Annotated in this window: 15 protein-coding genes; 8 read left to right on the forward strand and 7 right to left on the reverse strand. The window is 65.6% G+C overall.

Features of this window, described 5'->3' with window-relative positions; translation table 11 throughout:
- Positions 1 to 7 precede the first annotated feature (7 nt).
- Both ACR9ZN_RS29875 and ACR9ZN_RS29880 read right to left on the reverse strand, forming a co-directional pair.
- Complete coding sequence (locus ACR9ZN_RS29875; RefSeq protein ID WP_481273932.1) at positions 8 to 670, reverse strand: methionine ABC transporter permease; 663 nt, start codon at positions 668 to 670, stop codon at positions 8 to 10.
- The gene (locus ACR9ZN_RS29880) at positions 657 to 1,712 is read right to left on the reverse strand and encodes a methionine ABC transporter ATP-binding protein (protein ID WP_441772676.1); all 1,056 of its coding nucleotides are present in this window, start codon (positions 1,710 to 1,712) and stop codon (positions 657 to 659) included. Before ACR9ZN_RS29880 ends, ACR9ZN_RS29875 begins: the two co-directional genes overlap by 14 nt.
- 477 nt (positions 1,713 to 2,189) lie before the next feature.
- Here ACR9ZN_RS29880 and ACR9ZN_RS29885 point away from each other — a divergent pair, with 477 nt between their 5' ends.
- The 3 genes from ACR9ZN_RS29885 (at position 2,190) to ACR9ZN_RS29895 (ending at position 5,630) form a co-directional block, all read left to right on the forward strand.
- The gene (locus tag ACR9ZN_RS29885; RefSeq protein ID WP_441772677.1) at positions 2,190 to 2,807 is read left to right on the forward strand and encodes a LysE family translocator; all 618 of its coding nucleotides are present in this window, start codon (positions 2,190 to 2,192) and stop codon (positions 2,805 to 2,807) included.
- Between the two features lie 162 nt (positions 2,808 to 2,969).
- Positions 2,970 to 4,748, forward strand: a complete 1,779-nt coding sequence (locus tag ACR9ZN_RS29890) for a sensor histidine kinase (protein WP_481273933.1) — start codon at positions 2,970 to 2,972, stop codon at positions 4,746 to 4,748.
- A 192-nt stretch (positions 4,749 to 4,940) separates the two neighbouring features.
- A complete protein-coding gene (locus ACR9ZN_RS29895; RefSeq protein ID WP_481273934.1) occupies positions 4,941 to 5,630 on the forward strand; it encodes a response regulator in 690 nt (229 codons plus the stop codon).
- An 18-nt stretch (positions 5,631 to 5,648) separates the two neighbouring features.
- On the opposite strand, the gene ACR9ZN_RS29900 is transcribed toward ACR9ZN_RS29895, so the two are convergent.
- From ACR9ZN_RS29900 to ACR9ZN_RS29910, 3 genes are all read right to left on the reverse strand, one after another.
- Positions 5,649 to 6,908 (reverse strand): cyanate transporter, encoded by a 1,260-nt coding sequence (locus ACR9ZN_RS29900; RefSeq protein WP_481273935.1) that lies wholly within the window; start codon positions 6,906 to 6,908, stop codon positions 5,649 to 5,651.
- A 22-nt stretch (positions 6,909 to 6,930) separates the two neighbouring features.
- Positions 6,931 to 7,557, reverse strand: coding sequence for an ankyrin repeat domain-containing protein (locus tag ACR9ZN_RS29905; RefSeq protein WP_454812977.1), 627 nt, complete (start codon positions 7,555 to 7,557; stop codon positions 6,931 to 6,933).
- A gap of 204 nt (positions 7,558 to 7,761) precedes the next feature.
- Positions 7,762 to 8,592 carry a helix-turn-helix transcriptional regulator gene (locus ACR9ZN_RS29910; RefSeq protein ID WP_441772682.1) on the reverse strand — a complete coding sequence of 277 codons (831 nt, stop codon included), beginning with the start codon at positions 8,590 to 8,592 and terminating at the stop codon, positions 7,762 to 7,764.
- Between the two features lie 162 nt (positions 8,593 to 8,754).
- On the opposite strand from ACR9ZN_RS29910, the gene ACR9ZN_RS29915 reads away from it, so the two are divergent.
- The 3 genes from ACR9ZN_RS29915 (at position 8,755) to ACR9ZN_RS29925 (ending at position 11,697) form a co-directional block, all read left to right on the forward strand.
- Positions 8,755 to 10,260 carry an amino acid permease gene (locus ACR9ZN_RS29915; protein ID WP_481273936.1) on the forward strand — a complete coding sequence of 502 codons (1,506 nt, stop codon included), beginning with the start codon at positions 8,755 to 8,757 and terminating at the stop codon, positions 10,258 to 10,260.
- An 81-nt stretch (positions 10,261 to 10,341) separates the two neighbouring features.
- Entirely contained in the window at positions 10,342 to 11,109 is a 768-nt protein-coding gene (locus tag ACR9ZN_RS29920) for an SDR family NAD(P)-dependent oxidoreductase (RefSeq protein WP_481273937.1), read from the forward strand.
- A 78-nt stretch (positions 11,110 to 11,187) separates the two neighbouring features.
- On the forward strand, positions 11,188 to 11,697 hold the full coding sequence (locus ACR9ZN_RS29925; RefSeq protein WP_454812981.1) for a nucleoside deaminase: 510 nt from the start codon (positions 11,188 to 11,190) through the stop codon (positions 11,695 to 11,697).
- A gap of 221 nt (positions 11,698 to 11,918) precedes the next feature.
- On the opposite strand, the gene ACR9ZN_RS29930 is transcribed toward ACR9ZN_RS29925, so the two are convergent.
- Positions 11,919 to 13,019 carry an ATP-binding protein gene (locus ACR9ZN_RS29930; protein ID WP_454812983.1) on the reverse strand — a complete coding sequence of 367 codons (1,101 nt, stop codon included), beginning with the start codon at positions 13,017 to 13,019 and terminating at the stop codon, positions 11,919 to 11,921.
- Positions 13,016 to 13,705 carry a response regulator gene (locus ACR9ZN_RS29935; RefSeq protein ID WP_441772685.1) on the reverse strand — a complete coding sequence of 230 codons (690 nt, stop codon included), beginning with the start codon at positions 13,703 to 13,705 and terminating at the stop codon, positions 13,016 to 13,018. The genes ACR9ZN_RS29930 and ACR9ZN_RS29935 overlap by 4 nt, the downstream gene beginning before the upstream one ends.
- 302 nt (positions 13,706 to 14,007) lie before the next feature.
- Between ACR9ZN_RS29935 and ACR9ZN_RS29940 the strand changes: the two genes are divergently transcribed.
- Together ACR9ZN_RS29940 and ACR9ZN_RS29945 are read left to right on the forward strand one after the other, a co-directional pair.
- The gene (locus ACR9ZN_RS29940; protein WP_454812985.1) at positions 14,008 to 15,186 is read left to right on the forward strand and encodes an efflux RND transporter periplasmic adaptor subunit; all 1,179 of its coding nucleotides are present in this window, start codon (positions 14,008 to 14,010) and stop codon (positions 15,184 to 15,186) included.
- Positions 15,187 to 15,204: 18 nt separating this feature from the next.
- Positions 15,205 to 18,369, forward strand: a complete 3,165-nt coding sequence (locus ACR9ZN_RS29945) for a multidrug efflux RND transporter permease subunit (protein WP_481273938.1) — start codon at positions 15,205 to 15,207, stop codon at positions 18,367 to 18,369.

The following is an 18,369-nucleotide window of genomic DNA, read 5'->3' on the forward strand; positions in this document are numbered from 1 at the left end:
GAAGGGGTCATTTGCGGGAGAAATGGGCGACCAGCCGGTTGCCGCTGGCCTGGATGGCCTGGACGAGCAGCACCAGGATCAGGACGGTGACGACCATGATCTCGGTCTGGAAGCGCTGATAGCCGTAGCGGATGGCGAGATCGCCGATGCCGCCGCCGCCGATGGCGCCCGACATCGCCGTGTACTCGATCAGGACGATGGCGGTGACGGTCACGGCGGCGATCAGGCCGGGAAGTGCTTCGGGCAGCAAGGCGCGCAACACGATCTGGCTATGGGAAGCGCCCATCGCCTGCGAGGCTTCGATGACGCCTCGGTCGACTTCGCGCAGGGCGGTCTCCACCAATCGCGCGAAGAAGGGGATGGTGCCGATTACCAAAGGCGGGATGACGCCGCGCACACCCAACGAGGTGCCCGAGATCAGCACGGTGACCGGCATCAGCACCACCAGCAGGATGATAAAGGGCACCGAACGCACGATGTTGAGCACGAAGGAGAGCACGCCATAGGCAAACGGCTGCTGCAGCAATTGGCGTCGCCCGGTGAGGAAGAGCAGCACGCCGAGCGGCAGGCCGACCAGGATGGTGAAGCCAAGCGCGCCTCCCAGCATCGACAGGGTATCGAGCAGTGCGGCCCAGATGTCGGCCCAGTCGATCGCTTCAAGCGACAGCATGGAGCGCCTCCCCGGCAGAGGCCTCGACGCCTTCACCGTTCAACCGCTCGACGTCGACGCCCGCTGCCGTCAGGCGGCCGATGGCAGCGGCGCTGTTGCCGCCGACGAGGGCGACCGTGAGCTGGGCATAGGGCGTCTGGCGGATGCGGCCGACACGCCCACCGAGGATGGCGTAGTCGACGCCCGTCTCGGCCGCGATGCGGCCGAGGATCGGCCGATGCGCGGTCTCGCCGAGGAAGGTGAGCCGGAAAAGCGGGCCTGTGCTGCCGCCGGTCAGGCCGGGATCGGTATCGCCGCCATCATGCTCGGCCTCACGGACAAGGCGTAGCGTGGCCGGGTGGCTCGGATGCAGGAAGACACGGGAGACGGGGCCTTCCTCGACGATCCGGCCCGCGTCGATCACGGCGACGCGGTCGCAGCTCTGGCGGATCACGTCCATCTCGTGGGTGATCAGCACGATGGTGAGGCCAAGTTCGCGGTTGATCTCCTGCAGGAGGTCGAGCACCGAACGGGTGGTCTGCGGGTCGAGTGCACTGGTGGCTTCGTCGCAAAGCAGGATCTGCGGCGAGCAGGCAAGGGCGCGGGCGATGCCGACGCGCTGCTTCTGCCCGCCCGAGAGCTGGCGCGGATATTTGTCGGCATGGGCGGCAAGGCCCACGCGTTCGAGCAACGCATCCACGCGCGCCTTGATTGCCTTGCGGTCGAAACCGCCGGCGAGCTGCAGCGGGAAGGCGACATTGGCGGCGACGGTGCGGGCATTGAGCAGGTTGAAATGCTGGAAGACCATGCCGATCCGGCGGCGCAGATCGCGCAGATCCCGGCCCGCCAGGGCGGTCGTCCGCCGTTCGCCGATGAAGATCTCGCCGCTGGTTGGACGCTCCAGCAGGTTGATCAGACGTACCAGAGTGGACTTGCCGGCGCCCGAGGAGCCGATGATGCCCAGGATTTCGCCTGCGTGAACTTCGAGGTCGATGCCGTCCAGGGCGGGCACGGCGCGGCCGGCCACGCCATAATGTTTCGATATGCCCGTCAGTCTGATCATGCCGGCCTGCATAGGAAGCAAGCCGTCGCAGGACGGTTGCTGGAGAGGAGTGCAGCGGGGGCTTGGGCCAGATGCCGTGGCCCCATCGGCCACGGCACTAGGCATAGACGGGCGGATGCTTTGCCGTCAATGGAATTATATTAAATTTATAGACAATATAGATATTTGAATCGTGACACGGCGGCTACCGACCGCAGGGCGACGGCCGACTTTGGCCGAAAACCAAGGCGAGGCACTGGTCGGAGCGATGATCGGGGACTGATGCCCACGCGTCTTCGCCGGGTGCCGTACGGCGTGATACTGCCGTGACGTGCCGAGGCTCGTCCCAACGAAATACGACAGCTGTCGTATGTGTTTCGGTGCCGGTCAGGCATAGTTCTCTCAGGCGAACGGCGCGAAGCTGCGCCCCTGCCTCGCAGGCCGTTCGGACCCGCTTGCGTCTCCGCGCCCGGTCATACCCATCGTTGAGGAACCGCCATGCCCATTCTGGAGCCTTGGATCCCCTTTGCCCTCGCCACCCTGGCCTTTGCCTGCATGCCGGGACCGGCGATCCTCTATATGACCGCGCAGACGCTCGCCCATGGCCGGCGCGCCGGCCTGATGGCCGCCCTCGGCGTCCATCTCGGCTGCTATGCCCATATCGCGGCGGCGGCCATCGGGCTGGCGGCGCTGCTCGAACACGCGCCGGCGCTCTTCGTCGCGATCCGCCTCGCCGGAGCGGCCTATCTTGCCTGGCTCGGCCTCACCATATTTTTGAGCCGGACCGCCGTCTGCGAAGCGACGGCGCGGCCCCAACCCAATGTCCTGCGCGACAGCATCGTCGTCGAAGTCCTCAATCCCAAGACCGCCCTGTTCTTCCTGACCTTCCTGCCGCAATTCGTCGACCCGGCTGCCGCGACCCCGGTCTGGCTGCAGTTTCTCGTATTGGGGCTCGTCGTCAATTGCGCCTTTTCGATTGCCGATCTCGCGGCAGTCGGCCTTGCCTCGCTCAGCCTCGCCACGCTGGCGGCCAGTTCGGTGGGACGGCTGGTGCCCAAAGTGTCCGGCTCGATCCTGATAGCCCTCAGCGTCGCCTTGGTGGCGCATTACAATTGACGGTGTCGCGGGAGGGCAAGGAATGACCGATTGCTTGTCGCGTGATCAAATACTCGGCATCCATCTCGCGGCGGAGCTTTCATCTTGCGACGACGCTTTCCTGGCCGCATTGATGGGCCCATGGGCGAGACGCCCGCCATCCTATCCCCCGGAGCCGGGACCGTGACCCACTCGCAAGGCGACAGGCGCAAGGACGAGCGCCTGCAAGCCGCCCTGATCGATCTGCTCTACCGCCAGTCCCGCGCGGTGATGTTCGCCAATCTGATCATTCCCTGGCCGGTCGCCTATGTCCTTCGCCACGTGGTGCCGGGCGGCCAGCTCCTGGCCTGGGTCGCCTCGATCTACGTGCTGACCGGCGGGCGACTTTACTTGTCGCACCTCTATTTTCGCAGCCAGGGCAAGGGCAGGGTGCCGTTGGCTTGGGCCCGTTATTTCACCCTCTTGTCGGTGGTGTCGAGCCTATTGTGGGGCGTGGTCGGCTGGATCGGCTTCGTGCCGGCCGAACCGCATCTCATCGCCTTCGTCTGCATCGTGATCGTCGGCATGGCGGGCGGGGCAGTGCCTTCGCTGTCGGCCTATCCGCCGGCCTATGCCGGCTTGCTGATTGCGATGACCTTGCCTTTCGCTCTGCGCTGCCTCGGCATGGAAGGTACGATCTATTCGGTCTATCTCACTTTCCTGACCTGCCTGATCGTCGTCTATCTCTATTACAGCCGCATCACCTATCTCTCGCTGCGCGAGACGGTGGCGCTGCGCTTCGAGAATGTCGCCCTGGTCGCCGGGCTGGAGCGCGAGCGTGACCGCGCCACCGCAGCCGACCGGGCCAAGACCCGCTTCCTGGCCGCGGCCAGCCATGATCTGCGCCAGCCCATCCATGCACTCGGCCTGTTCACCGCGACGCTGTCATCAATGGCTGGGAAGGGCGATGTGCGCGCGGAAGAGGCGAGGCTTCTCGCCGACAAGCTGCGCTTGGGGATCTCAGCGCTTGGCGGACTGCTGCATGGGCTCATCGACGTTTCCCGCCTCGATGCCGGCCTCGTGCCGGTCGAGCCCCAGTCCCTGTCACTCTCCCAGCTCCTTTCCAGCCTGCGTGAGGAATATGCCGGCCAGGCACGAGAGCGGGGCATCGACCTGCGCATCGTCACCTGCAGCGCCTGGGTGCACAGCGATCCGGTACAGCTTAAGCGCATCCTCGACAATTTCCTGTCCAATGCGCTGCGCTATGCGCCGGCAGGCCGGGTGGTTGTCGGGGCTCGGCGGCGCGGAAAGACCCTGGAGATCGTGGTCGCCGACGACGGCCCGGGCATTCCCGCCGATCAACAGGGACTGGTCTTCGAGGAATTCACCCAGATCGACAATCCCGAGCGCAGCCGGCATCAAGGACTGGGTCTCGGCCTTGCCATCGTCAGGCGCCTGGCGGAACTGCTTCAGCATCCGGTGGGCCTGCGCTCCGCACCGGGCAGAGGCTCCACCTTTTCGATCACCGTGCCGCGCATCCCGTCGCCTGCAGCCGAAATGAACAGCGCCGCTATGGAAGGCCAGGAGCCGGGCGGCGGACAGGCGATCATGGTGCTGGACGACGATGCCGGCGTGCTCGACGGCATCACCACGCTGCTGGCGGCCTGGGGGTATCGCGTTCACGGCGGCGCCAATGTGGCGGAGCTTTGCCGCCACCATGCCGACGCTATCCGGCCGGGCCGGGTCGGCCTGATCATCGCCGATTATCGCCTGGGCGGCGGCGTGACCGGCAGCCAGGCGATCGAGCAGTTGATCGCGCATCTGGGCTATACGGTCCCGGCGCTGATCGTCACTGGCGACACCACGCCGCAACGATTGCGCGAGCTTGCCGGGAGCGGGCACGAGGTCCTGCATAAGCCCCTGGCGCCCGATCTTCTGCGGAGCGCGATCTGCCGGGCCATTTCGGAAACCGAGGCGGTATAGCTCGATCCGGCAATCTTGGCGCTGGCTTTGCTTATGTTATGGTCTGCCATATTACTTTCATGATTCTTGAACAAATCCCGGATGCGGCCTGGGATCGATGATTTGAAGCCAAGAGTTTTTGGACTTCGAGGTTTTGAGTTAATAATTCGGTGCCGCCGATGACTTTCTGTACTGGAGCGGTTCGATGGCAATATGGGCTTGCGCCAAAGCAAGGATGGCGTGATGGAGCGGGCGCTCAGGGTTCTGTTGGCCGATGACCATGCCATCGTCCGGGAGGGCGTGAAGGGACTGCTCGCCACGCTCGACAAGGTGGCGGTGGTCGGCGAAGCGGCCTCGGCGGAAGCCTTGCTGGCGCTGGTCCGCGAGACGCAGGCGGATCTCCTCGTCCTCGATCTGGGCATGCCCGGCGTTTCCGGCATCCAGGTCATCACAGAGGTGCAGCGCCTGGCTGCACGCCTGAAGGTGCTGGTGCTGACGGCCAATGTCGAGCCGCGAACGGTGAGGGCGGCCTTCGATGCCGGGGCTTGCGGCTATCTCACCAAGGATGGTGATCCCATGGAGCTTGCCGACGCTCTGCAGGCCGTCGCGGAGGGCGGTACCTATCTGGCTGCTTCCCTGCGCTTTGCCTTGGGCGATGGCGCGGGACGGGTGAAGCCGCCGGCGGCCGGCGGCATCGTATCGCCGGTTCCGCTCACCCAGCGCGAACGCCAGATCCTGCTTCTGGCGGCACAAGGCCTTACCGCACGCGAAGTTGCCGGGCGGCTCGGCATTCAATATCTCACCGCTCGCAAGCATCGGGAAAATCTGATGCGCAAGCTCGACCTGCACAATGTGGCCGAACTGGCCGCCTATGCCGTGCGTCTAGGCTTGCCCGTCGGCTGAGCAGAGCGAAGGACGGCGTCAGTCGCCCGCTGGCGTCAACGCGCGATCGGTGGCGACCGCGTGCGTTGTAACCACGCCCATGGCGGCATCGTAATGCGCGGGGTCGAAACGCATGGCGATGAGCGCTGCGATCGCTACCCAGATGAGATGCATCTCCCAGCCTTGGACGAAGCTGCCGGTCCAGGCCTGCAGCAGGGCCATGGCGAGGGGGGCGAGCCCGGCGATGAGGAAGCCTCCGCCCTGCATGAGCGCCGCAAGGGCGCCGGCCTCCTCGGGGCGCGGCAGATGGTCGAGCGCCGTTACCAGCGACAGGGAGAAACAACCGCCGAGGCCGGCGCCGCCCAGCACGATCCATAGCACCGGCGCGGTATCGGACAGGAAGGCAAGGCCGCAGAAACCGGCCGCCTGCATGGCGAGCGTGAGATACAGCCAGGGTCGGCGATCGTGGCTGCGCGAGGCCAGGATCGGCAGGATCAGGGCGGCCACGGCCTGCGCCACGGCCATGATGGCGACCAGGCTGCCGCTTTGCGCCACGCCCCAGCCTCGCCCCTGCATATAGGGGGCGAGCCAGGCGACCATGGAGGAATAGCCGCCATTGACCAGGCCGAAGCAGGCCATCAACTGCCAGCTGCGCGGACGACCCAGCAGGCGCGAGACCAAGGCCTTGTCGGGGCGGGCTGTCTTGCCATCCGCCAGCACCCGCCAGGCCAGGAGCAGGGCTGCTGGCGTCGGCAGCGCCAGCCAGGCCAGTGCAAGCCGCCAATCCTGGCCGCCATGGGCGAGGATCGGCGTCAGCTGGGCGCCTACCGCGCCGCCCCCCATGATCATGGCCGAGTAAAGGCCGGTCACGGCGGCGACCTTGTGCGGGAAGCCCTGCTTGATGATGCCCGGGAAGGCCGCCTGGATGAAGGCCACGCCGGCGCCGCACAAGGCTGCCGTCAAGATCAGGGAGAGCCCACCCGGAGACCAGAGCCGGAGCAACGATCCCAGCAGGAGAAGGACAAGCGCCCACAGCATGCCCCGCCTGGTGCCGATCCTGGCCTGCAGCCCGGGCACCAGGAAAGCGCCGAGACCCATCAGCAGCATAGGCAGCAGCGTGAGCATGGCGATGCCGCCATAGCCCAGGCCCGTATCGGCCTCGATTTGGGCGATCAGGGGGCCGGGGCCGGTCAGGAAGGGACGCAGATTGAGCCCGATCAGCACCACCAGGGACAGCAACACCAGGGGAGAGGTTTGGGGCGAGGATTGGGTGGAAGATTGCGGATTTGTTTCGGGCATGATCAGTCAGCCGCTGTCCCGATCAACGCGCGCCGGCGGCTTCGAGCAGGCCGGTGATTTCGCGATAGCGGCGCTGGCGTGCATGTTGCAGCGGCGTGACGCCGTCCTTGTCGGCCAGATCGGTTTTCGCACCCGCTTCGATCAGAAGCTTGACGATCTCGACATGGCGCGGCCCGCCGTCGCTCAGGATGATGGCTTCCAGCAAAGCGGTCCAGCCGAGCCTGTTGACGTGATCGACGTCGACGCCCGCGGTGATCAGGGTGCGCACCGTCTCGACATGCCCCCGTTCGGAGGCCGGGATCAGGGCCGTGCCGCCATAGCGATTGGTGCTTTTGAGATCGGCGCCATGCGCGAGTGTCAGCCGCAGAATGTCGAGATAGCCGCGTGCGCCCGCCAACAGATAGGGACTATCCTCGATGGCGTCCTTGGCATTGACGTCGGCGCCGGCCTCAATGAGATGGCGGGCAACGGCGATGTGATTGCCCTGGACGGCAGCCAGCAGGGCCGTGCGGCGGTTGCCGTCCCGCTTCTCCAGCGAAGCGCCGGCGGCCATGGCGGCCTTCACTGCGGGCAGGTCACCCTGCTCGGCTGAAGAAATGAGCGGGGATGGCGCGGCATTCGCCGAGGCGCCTTGCGATGCGATGGACATGAAACTACCTCCCGCCAGGATGATCAGGACATTGCGTCTCGACAAGGGTCTGCACACGGCCGGCCTCCTACCAGTGCAGACCGATAACTTCCCATCCGGCTATTTGGAAATTAAATGTCCCCATGGCGATCATTCAAAAAGCGAATGACGCAACGCTATCGCTCGATCGGCGCACCGCATCTTCGCGCTCGATACCGTAGCGCCCTATTTCTCCACCAGGAGGTGGCGGATGAACTGGTTGAACAGCTCCGTTTGGCTGGAGATGCCGAGCTTGGCATAGATGTTCTTGCGATGGATCTTGACGGTACCCTCCGCGATATCGAGCAGGCTGCCGATCGAGAGGCTGGAATGGCCGCGCAGCACCAGGCTGACGATGGTCTGCTCGCGTGGTGTCAGCAGGGTCGGCGCGAAACTAAGAAAGGCCTGTTCGATGGCATGTTCGCGTGGGGCGGGTGCGACCCCAGGGCCCCTTCCCTCCGCAAGGGCCTGCCACTGGCGGCCCAGGAGAGCGAGCACCATCGGCGCTGCCCGGGCGAAATCCGCCATTTCGGCGGCTGCGAACGGGGATGAACCGTTCTGGCGCAAGAGCGAATAAGCGAGATAGAGATCCGGCCTAAGGGCGTGCAGGAAGACGATCTCCTCGGTGAGGGAGCCGCTTTCCATCGAGATGCAGGGATGGACATCGGGCGAATTGAAATATTCGCCCTCGAAGAAATCGTCCGGGGCGAGATCATGCAGGCGATAGAGGCCTGATGGCATGGTGTGCACGCAGGCGGTGTAGACGGCGTCGAGCAGATAGGTGCCGGCGAGATAATTGGCCATGATCTGGGACGACGACACCGCCTTCAGACCGTCATGGAGCAGTGTCGGCCTGTCTTCGAGCGGGTATGCGAAGATGCAGCTCAAATCGAAGGGGGCCAGGTGCCGAAGGGCCGCATCGAGGGCGGGCGCGAATTGCGGTGAACCCAGCAGGGCGACCAGGTCCGGCGTGGCCCGATGCCAGCCATCGGCGGCCGATTGTTCGCGGCTGTTCATGGCCGTTCCTTCATCCCTCGTTTCCTGCCTTGCCCATATGCCTGTTCCAGCCGGCGATGGCCTCTATCTCTTTAGGGATATTTATCGCAACGCTGCTTCGCGGATCATCGGGATGTCGCAAAGAGGAGAATTTTACAAGCTCCTCGGCAAGAGGGGACTTCCATGACGATCGAGACGACCAGCCGCCCAGCCGGCGGCGTGACCTATCAGAGTGTCGACGAGGCCTATTTCGAACAACGCCAGCTCAAGCGCCATGCCGGGCTGTTCACGCTGTGGATGATGGGAGTCGGCGCCGTCGTCGCCGGTGAGTATTCGGGCTGGAACATCGGCCTGTCCCAGGGCGGCTTCGGCGGGATGCTGTTCGGTGCCCTGATCATCGGCTTCATGTATGTCTGTCTGTGCTCCTCGATCAGCGAGATGAGCGCGGCACTGCCGCATACGGGCGGCGCCTATTCCTTCGCGCGCACCGCGCTCGGGCCCTGGGGCGGCTTCACCACGGGCCTGGCCGAGAACATCGAATTCGTGCTGGCGCCCGGCGCCAACATGTTCTTCATGGCCTCCTATCTCGCCGCCATTTTCGGTACGCCCGACAGCTGGTTGCCGCTGTGGTGGGTCGCCGGCTACATGGTGATGCTCGGCCTGTCCGTCCGCGGCCTGGAGCTGTCCATGCGCGTGGTGGTCTGGATCACCGTCGCGGCGGTGCTGGTCCTGCTGTTCTTCTTCGCCGTGGCCATCCCGCATGTCGACTTCGTCAGGCATGCGCTCAACATCGGCGCCGAGGGCAAGCTTGTCGCTGACGGTAACGGCCCCTGGCTGCCCTTCGGCCTCACCGGCATCATGTTGTCGCTGCCCTTCGGCGTCTACATGTTCCTGGCGGTCGAGCAATTGCCGCTCACCGCCGAGGAAGCCAAGAACCCCACGCGCGACATGCCGCGCGCTCTGATCCTGTCGATCCTGACGCTGATCGCGCTCGCCCTCGGCGTGCTGTTCTTCAGCGCCTCCATTCCGCCGGGCGCCCATGCCATGGGCTCGTCGGGCGAGCCGCTGCTCGATGGCTTCCGCACCATCTTCGGCGACGGCTGGGCCAAGCTGCTGGCGGGCGTGGCGGTGCTGGGGCTTGCCGCGAGCTTCTTTGCCGGCAGCTTTGCCTCGGGCCGCAACATCTATTCGCTGTCGCGCGCCGGCTATTTGCCGACCGTCCTGTCGGTGACCAATCCCCGCACCAAGACGCCGAACATCGCGCTGGCCACCGGCGCGGGCTTTGCCCTCATCGTGCTGCTGGCGATCTGGTTCCTGGGCGGCAAGGACAATGTCGCCTTCATGGCCGGCTTCCTGGTCAGCATGATCGTGTTTGCCGGCATGGTGTCCTACATCCTGCAAAGCATCGCCTTCCTGCGCCTGCGCAGGCTCTATCCCGACATCGCCAGGCCGTTCCGCAGCCCCTTCGGCGCCTTCGGGGCCTACGCCACCATCGGCATCTGCATCCTCACGCTCGGCTACCAGTTCTTCGATCCGCTCTATCGCTGGGCGGCGATCGCGGCGGCGGCCTGGTACCTCATCGGGCTCGGCTATTTTGGTTTCTACCGCCGCCATCGCCTGGTGCTATCGCCGGAAGAGGAGTTCGCGGTGTCCGGCGGCACGCGCGGCCGCCCGCTCGGCGAGCCTTGAGGCGCCGGCGTGGGCGAACGGATATCGGCCGGATAGCCGGCCGATTATGGATCGAATAGTCTAAATACAAGCGAGGACATCATGGCCGGAAGGCTAGCAGGCAAGACCGCCATCATTTCGGGCGGGGCGACGGGCATGGGCGGGGCGGCTTCCAAGCTGTTCGCGGCCGAGGGCGCCAAGGTCGCCATCATCGACCGCAATGCCGTCGCGGCGGAGGAGACGGCGGCCGCCATCCGTGCGGCCGGAGGAGAGGCGGCCGCCTTCATCGCCGATGTCTCGGAGGAGGCCGAGGTCGAGGCAGCGGTCAAGGTAGTGCAGGAGCGCTTCGGACCCGTGACCACTTTGTTCAACCATGCCGGCACCATCCTGATCAAACCCTTCCTCGAGATCTCGCTCACCGAGTGGGACTGGCTGCATGCGGTCAATGTCCGCTCGATGTTCCTGATGACGCGGGCGGTACTGCCGCAGATGATCGACAATGGTGGCGGGGCGATCGTCTGTACCTCCTCGATCTCGGCGGTGGCGGCAACGCCGATGGAAGTGCTCTACGACACCACCAAGGGTGCCTGCCACATGTTCGCCCGGGCCATTGCGGTGGAGTTCCGGGACCGCAACATCCGCTGCAACGCCGTCTGCCCGGGCTTCATCCGCACGCCGCACGGCCTGCGCGAGGTTGCCGAATTGCAGGCGCATGGGGTCGACGTCTCCGACGCTGCCATCGCGGCTCAGCAGGGGCGGATCGGTGAGCCCGAGGATGTCGCGCGGGCCGCGCTCTATCTGGCCAGCGACGAGTCGAGCTTCGTCAACGGTGCCCACCTGTTCGTGGACAACGGCTTCACCGCAATCTGAGCCTTTGCCTCCTGCTTCCCTCCGGCCGGCGAAGCGCGATATCGTGACGCCGACCGGAGCATGATGGGGGAGGGCGACGTGAGCGCCAGCGACGATACACAAGTGAACGGTCTGTCCGCACTGGATCTGGCCTTCCTGCGGCAGTCGATCGCGCTGTCGGACGAGTCCAGGCGACGCGGCCGCCATCCCTTTGCCGCGCTGGTGGTCGACCGGGACGGCAATGTCGTCTCCTCGGCCGGCAACAATTCGATGCCGCCCGAGGGCGATCCGACCCAGCACGCCGAATTGGTGGCCGCTGCGGCGGCAGCCAAGGCAAGGACGCCGGAAGACCTTGCCGCCTCGACGCTCTACACCAGCGCCGAACCCTGCTGCATGTGCGCGGGAGCCGTCTATTGGACGGGCATCGGGCGGGTGGTCTATGCCCTCTCCGAGCGCCGCCTGCTCGAACTCACCGGCGCCCATCCCGAAAATCCGACCTTCTCGCTGCCCTGCCGCGAGATTTTCGCGCGGGGACAACGGCGGATCGAAGTGGTCGGCCCCGCACTGGAGGAGGAGGCCGCGGTGCCCCACCAGGGCTTCTGGACGTGAGAGGCAAGGCGCTTTCGCGGTATTTGTCGGGCGTTACGCCCCGCGCGGTCTCGACTTTTGTCATTGCCGGGCTCGACCCGGCAATCCACCGCTCTTTCAGCGGGCGGATCCGGAGGCGCTGGATGCCCGGGGCAGGCCCGGGCATGACAAGGTCTGTGTTTTTTAATAGATCAGGTGCTCACAAGCTCTGAATACGAGACTCTCCGTCGTCCCGCCCGGTGTTATCGAGGAGGCTCGGCGGCGGTGCTGGCACGATCGCGCGGGCCAATCGGCAGGGTGATCTCGAAGGCAGCTCCTCCGGACGCAGCAGGCTGATAGGTTGCAGTGCCGCCATGGGCGACGGCGATGGCCCGCACCACGGTCAGCCCCAGCCCGGACCCGCCCTTGGCGCGCGATCGTGAGAATTCAGCGCGGGAGAATGGCTCGAAGGCCTGCGCGACGAAATCGGGCGGCAGGCCCTGGCCCTCATCCTCCACCCGGATGGTGATCGTGGCCGTCGCCTTTGCCATGCTGATGAGGATGCGCCCCGGCTTGGCATAACGCAGCGCATTGTCGATCAAGGCGAGGAGGGCCTGGCGCACGCGCGTACCGTCGCACCAGACCCGCACGTCTTCCAGTGTCACCTCGGCATGAAAGCCGCCGGCTTCGATGGCCGGCCGCATCACGTCCACGGCGCGTTCGACCTCGCCTGCCAGGCGGACGAGCTCGAAACGCAGGTCGAACCTGCCGCTGTCGACCAGCGTGGCGACGCGCAGATCATCCACCAGACGCGACAAGCCCTCAACCTGTGTCAGCAGAGTTCGATACAGCGCTGGCGAGGGCTGGAACACCCCATCCGCCAAGCCTTGGATACGACCGCGCAGGATGGTGAGCGGCGTGCGCAGCTCATGCGCGATCGCGGCGTTCCAGGCGGTGACGTCGGCGGCCATTTTCTGCAGGCGGCTGGCCATCTCGTTGAAATCATCCGCCAGATGCGCGGTCTCGCCGAGCGAGCGGTCGCCCGCCACGGCGCGGGCCGAAAGATCGCCGTCGGCGATGCGCCGGGCACTCGCCGCCACCGAATTAAGGGGCGCCAGGATGCGTCCGGCCAGCCGAAAGGCCGCGATGATCGCCGCGACCAGGGCAAAGAACACCATGATCGCGATGGCCAGCAGGTCCGGCCCGGTCGGAATCAGGCTGTCATTTTCGGCCAGGTCCGGGAAGAAGGCGACGAGCAAGGCATAGAAGATGTAAGAGCCGACGATCAGCACCAGCGCCGCGATCAGCGACACATAGATCATCGACAGGGTGATCTGCCGGCTGAGGCCCCGGAAGCGGATCATCGCGTGCTGCCCAGCCTGTAGCCGACGCCACGGACATTGACGAGCATCCCGGCGACGCCGGCGCATTCGAGCTTGCGCCTGAGATTGCTGACATGGCTGTCGACGGTGCGGTCCAGCGCATCGCTGCCGGGCAGGCAGGCATCGACCAGTTCGCTGCGGGTGAAGACACGCAGCGGCGAGCGCGCCATATGGGCCAACAGCCGGAATTCGGTGAGGGTCAGGTTGAGCACCTCGCTGTCCTCACGTCCGTTGACGCGGGCGAGATAGGCGTCGAGATCGAGTTCCAGAGTGTCGATCCTTAGGATGCCGCTGGTCTTGGCCGAACTCGAACGGCGCAGCACAGCCTTGGCGCGCGCGACGACTTCGGCCGGATTGAAAGGCTTGACCACATAGTCGTCGGCCCCGATGCGCAGCGCCTGCAGGCGGTCGATATCCTGTTCGAGCGCCGTGATCATGATCACCGGCGTGTCGCCGCGATGGCGCAGTTCCGACAATGCTTCCCAGCCGTCGACGCGCGGCATCATCACGTCGAGCAGCACCAGATCCGGCTTGAGTGCCTGGTGCAGGTCGAGCGCGATGCGCCCGTCTGCGGCCCGGACCGTGCGGAAGCCTTCCCGCTCCAGATAGGCCTCCAGGATAGTGGCAATTTCGGCCTCGTCCTCGGCGATCAGGATGAGGGCGCTCATGTCGGGTCTCCGTCGGCACGTAACATTGTAAAACTCGAAAATGCCGGCGTATTCGCGTTTCGATCGCCTGATGGTTCTCGATACCAAGTCAGGGATTGGCGAAAATCGCAGACGGGAACCGAGAGTCATGGGACATGCTTCTCGGCAATGTCGTGCGGTTTGTGCCACGAGGCGGCCCGGCAGTCGATGCTTGCGACGCCGCCTCCATACGATCTCCATCAAGTCTCGACAGTTCCCCAACCAAGGCACGCGATAGCCGGCGCCTCGTGATCCATCTTCGGATCGCCAGCAAGCCGAAAGCCATGATCAAGATCTCACGTCTGTGTCTGCTTCTCATCCTCCTCGCCCTGCTGTTCGTCTGGACGGCCGGTGGAACATCCATGGCTGAAGGAACCGATGCGGCGGAAACCAAGGCTGCGCTCGTCTCGGTGTCGCAGGCGACATCCGAGACGGTGACGCTCTTCGACGAGTTGCCGGGGCGGGTTTCCGCTTTTCGCACGGCCGATATCCGGCCGCAGGTCGGCGGCATCGTCGAGCGCCGCCTGTTCGAGCAGGGATCCGAAGTCGTTCAAGGCCAGGCGCTCTATCAGATCGCCGCTGCGCCATTCCAGGCCGATGTCGACATGGCGGCTGCCGCGCTGCTGCGCGCCGAAGCCATGCTGGAACGGGCCCGCAAGGCGCATGAGCGGGCCGAGAGGTTGGTCAAGGTCAAGGCGATCAGTGCTGACGCCTTTGACGAGGCCGTCTCCAGTCTGGCACAGGCACAGGCCGGCGTTGCCGAAGCCAAGGCGACGCTACAGCGGCGCAAGCTCGATCTCGCCTTCACCACGGTACGGGCGCCGATCGGCGGGCAGACGGGGCGGAGCCTGGTCAGCGAGGGAGCTCTGGTCAGTGCGAACGATACCAATGCCCTGACTACGATCCAGCAGATCGACAGGGTCTATGTCGACATCCTCCAGCCAGCCGTCAGCATCGAGGCGGTCAGGCAGGCGGCGCGCGACGGGCTGCTCGACGATGCCTCGAAACTGCCGGTCGACCTTTTCGCCGCCGACGGCCGGCGCTACCCGGTTTCCGGACGAGCACTGTTCTCCGACATCAGCGTCGATCCGGGTACCGGCAATCTCATGGTGCGCGTCGAGGTCGACAATCCCGGCCGCGCGCTGCTGCCGGGCATGTATGTGCGGGCCCGCTTGCCGCGCGGCATCCGCAAGGACGTCCTGCTGGTACCCGAGCAGGCCGTGGCCCGAGACGCCGCCGGGCAGTCCCAGCTCGTGGTGCTCACCGAGGGCAAGCCGGAGCGCCGCGCCATCCGGCTCGGCGACGCCGTCGGAGGCCGCGTCATCGTCGCCTCCGGGCTGAGGGCGGGCGAGATCTATGTCGTGCAGGGCCAGGAGCGCGCCCAGGACGGCGAAGCGGTGAGAACGGTGCCTTTCGAGGACGAGGCGCTGGCCGCCAAACCATCGCAACCCCTGCTACGCTGAGAACCGGCGAGACCCGACATGGCCCAGTTTTTCATCAATCGCCCGGTGTTTGCCTGGGTCATCGCCATCTTCATCACCCTGTTGGGCTTGATTGCCCTCCCGCAGCTGCCGATTTCGCGTTTTCCGCCGATCGCGCCGCCCAGCGTCAGCATTGCCGCCAGCTATGTCGGGGCTTCGCCGCAGACGATCGAAGACGGTGTCGTCAGCCTGATCGAGCGTGAATTGTCGGGGGTGAAGGACATCCTTTATTTCGAATCCTCGACCGACACCTCGGGATCGGCGGATATCACGGTCACCTTCAAGCCCGGCACCGACCCGCAGATGGCGCAGGTCGACATCCAGAACCGGCTCAAGGCGATCGAAGCGCGCCTGCCCCAGGCCGTGCGCCAGACGGGATTGTCGGTGGAGGCCGCTTCCTCGGGCTTCCTGATGATCGTCGGCCTGAATGCCAAGGACGGGCGCTATGACGAGCTGACGCTCGGCGACTACATGACACGCAACATCGCCGAAGAGCTCAAGCGCGTGTCCGGCGTCGGCCGGGTGCAGTCCTTCAGCTCGGAGAAGGCGATGCGGATCTGGGTCGATCCGGCTCTGCTGATCTCCTATTCACTGTCGCTCTCGGACGTCACCAGCGCCATCCAGGCCCAGAATGCGCAGATCGCGCCGGGGCGGGTGGGCGCGGAGCCGACGGTACCGGGCCAGATGGTCTCCATTCCCCTGACGGTGCAGGGACAGTTGCAGACCCCGCAGGAATTCGCCGCCATCGTGTTGCGGGCCCGCGCCGACGGCTCCAAGCTGGTGCTGGGCGATGTCGCGCGCGTGGAGATCGGCGCGCAAAGCCTGAGCTATTCCATTCGCGAAAATGGCAAGCCGTCGACGGCGGTCGCCATCCAGCTTTCGCCCGGCGCCAATGCAGTCGCGACCGCCGACGGCGTGCGCGCGCGCCTCGCCGAACTCGCCACCACCATGCCGAAGGGCATGAGCTATTCCATCCCCTACGACACCGCTCCCTTCGTGAAGGTGTCGATCGAGAAGGTGGTGGCTACGCTGCTGGAAGCGATGGTCCTGGTCTTCGCGGTGATGTTCCTCTTCCTGCAGAAGGTCCGCTATACGCTGATCCCCGCCATCGTGGCGCCCATCGCGCTGCTCGGCACCTTCGCCGTGATGTGGGGCGCGGGATATTCGATCAACGTGCTCACCATGTTCGGCATGGTGCTGGCCATCGGCATCATCGTCGACGATGCCATCGTCGTAGTCGAGAATGTCGAGCGCATCATGGCGAGCGAAGGACTGCCCCCGAAGCAGGCGACCGAAAAGGCGATGAAGGAGATCACCGGCGCCATCGTCGGCATCACGCTGGTGCTGGCGGCGGTGTTCATCCCGATGGGCCTGGCCGGCGGATCGGTCGGTGCAATCTACCGCCAGTTCACCATGTCGATGGCGGTGTCCATCCTGTTCTCGGCCTTGCTGGCGTTGACGCTGACACCGGCCCTGTGCGCCACGCTGCTCAAGCCGGTCGCCTCCGGGCATCATGCCCAAAGTGGCATCTTGGGAGGGTTCTTCGGCTGGTTCAATCGCAGCTTCGACCGCCTGACGGCGGGCTATGCGGGCTGGGTCGGCGGGCTGATCCGGCGGACGGGCCGGGTGATGGTTGTTTATCTCGTCCTGATCGGCGGGCTGGTCTATGCCTATGGGCAATTGCCGTCCTCCTTCCTGCCCCAGGAAGACCAGGGCAATTTCATCACTTCCTTCTCGCTGCCCTCCGATGCCACCGCCGAGCGCACGCTTGCCATCGTCAAGCAGTTCGACCGACATGTCGTCGCGCGCCCCGATGTCTCCAGCTCCATTGCCGTCATGGGCTATGGCTTTGCCGGTGCCGGGCCGAATACGGCGATCGCCTTCACCACGCTGAAGGATTGGAGCGAGCGCAGCACCAGCGTCGACGACGCCATTGCCGGCGCCACGCAAGCCATGGCCGATATCCGCGAGGGCACCGTGATGAGCCTCAAGCCGCCGGCCATCGACGAATTGGGCACGACATCCGGTTTCACGCTGCGCCTGCAGGACAGGGCGAACAGGGGCTATGCCGCGTTGATGGCGGCACAGAGCCAGCTGATCGAGCTTGCTTCCAGGAGCAGCCTGGTGACCGGCGTCTATGCCGAAGGCCTGCCCAACGGCCCGAGCATGCGGCTGAAGATCGATCGCCAGAAGGCGGAGGCGCTGGGCGTGCCCTTCACCGCGATCAACGATGCGCTGTCTGTCGCCATCGGCTCGTCCTACGTCAACGACTTCCCCAATCTCGGCCGGCTGCAGCAGGTGATCGTGCAGGCCGATGCGCCGGCGCGCATGCGCATCGACGATGTGCTCAAGCTGCGCCTGCGCAACAATGCCGGCGGCATGGTTGCCCTGTCGGAGGTAGTCACGCCGGTCTGGCAGACGAGCCCGCTGCAATTGGTGCGCTATAACAGCTTCCAGGCCGCGCGCATCGCCGGCTCGGCGGCTCCCGGTGTTTCTTCCGGCGATGCCATGGCCGAGATGGAACGGCTTGCGGCGAAATTGCCCGCCGGCTTCGCCATCGCCTTGACCGGCGAGTCCCTCCAGGAACAGCTCTCGGGCGCGCAAGCGCCGGCCCTGCTCGGGTTGTCGATGCTGGTGGTGTTCCTGGTCCTGGCCGCGCTCTACGAAAGCTGGTCCGTGCCGTTCTCGGTCATGCTGGTGGTGCCGCTCGGCATTCTTGGTGCCGTCGCCGCGGTGCTGCTGCGCGGCCTGGAGAACGACGTGTTCTTCAAGGTCGGTCTCGTCACCATCATCGGCCTCTCGGCCAAGAATGCCATCCTGATCGTCGAGTTCGCTCAGTCGCTGCGCGCGGCAGGCCGGCCCCTGCACGAGGCCGTCACCGAAGCCGCGCGCCTCAGGCTGCGGCCGATCCTGATGACCTCGCTCGCCTTCGCGCTCGGCGTGGTGCCGCTGATGCTGGCGCGCGGCGCCAGCGCCGAGACCCAGCACGCCATCGGCACCGGTGTGTTCGGCGGCATGGTCTCGGCCACGCTGCTGGCGGTGTTCTTCGTGCCGGTGTTCTATGGGGTGGTGATGAAGCTCTTTGGCCGACGCAAGCCGGAGGCGATTCCGGCCGATGCCAGCGCCCAGCGGGCGGAACGAGCAGGGCGGCGGCCTGAGGGTTGA

The sequence above is a fragment of the Labrys sp. HAY1-8F genome (assembly GCF_056754975.1).

Coding starts and splice junctions, on each gene's coding strand:
- ACR9ZN_RS29935 (WP_441772685.1), bottom strand. CDS start 13,705: ATGAGCGCCCTCATCCTGATCGCCGAGGACGAGGCCGAAATTGCCACT.
- ACR9ZN_RS29895 (WP_481273934.1), top strand. CDS start 4,941: ATGGGCTTGCGCCAAAGCAAGGATGGCGTGATGGAGCGGGCGCTCAGG.
- ACR9ZN_RS29915 (WP_481273936.1), top strand. CDS start 8,755: ATGACGATCGAGACGACCAGCCGCCCAGCCGGCGGCGTGACCTATCAG.
- ACR9ZN_RS29875 (WP_481273932.1), bottom strand. CDS start 670: ATGCTGTCGCTTGAAGCGATCGACTGGGCCGACATCTGGGCCGCACTG.
- ACR9ZN_RS29910 (WP_441772682.1), bottom strand. CDS start 8,592: ATGAACAGCCGCGAACAATCGGCCGCCGATGGCTGGCATCGGGCCACG.
- ACR9ZN_RS29885 (WP_441772677.1), top strand. CDS start 2,190: ATGCCCATTCTGGAGCCTTGGATCCCCTTTGCCCTCGCCACCCTGGCC.
- ACR9ZN_RS29905 (WP_454812977.1), bottom strand. CDS start 7,557: ATGTCCATCGCATCGCAAGGCGCCTCGGCGAATGCCGCGCCATCCCCG.
- ACR9ZN_RS29920 (WP_481273937.1), top strand. CDS start 10,342: ATGGCCGGAAGGCTAGCAGGCAAGACCGCCATCATTTCGGGCGGGGCG.
- ACR9ZN_RS29900 (WP_481273935.1), bottom strand. CDS start 6,908: ATGCCCGAAACAAATCCGCAATCTTCCACCCAATCCTCGCCCCAAACC.
- ACR9ZN_RS29940 (WP_454812985.1), top strand. CDS start 14,008: ATGATCAAGATCTCACGTCTGTGTCTGCTTCTCATCCTCCTCGCCCTG.
- ACR9ZN_RS29880 (WP_441772676.1), bottom strand. CDS start 1,712: ATGATCAGACTGACGGGCATATCGAAACATTATGGCGTGGCCGGCCGC.
- ACR9ZN_RS29930 (WP_454812983.1), bottom strand. CDS start 13,019: ATGATCCGCTTCCGGGGCCTCAGCCGGCAGATCACCCTGTCGATGATC.
- ACR9ZN_RS29945 (WP_481273938.1), top strand. CDS start 15,205: ATGGCCCAGTTTTTCATCAATCGCCCGGTGTTTGCCTGGGTCATCGCC.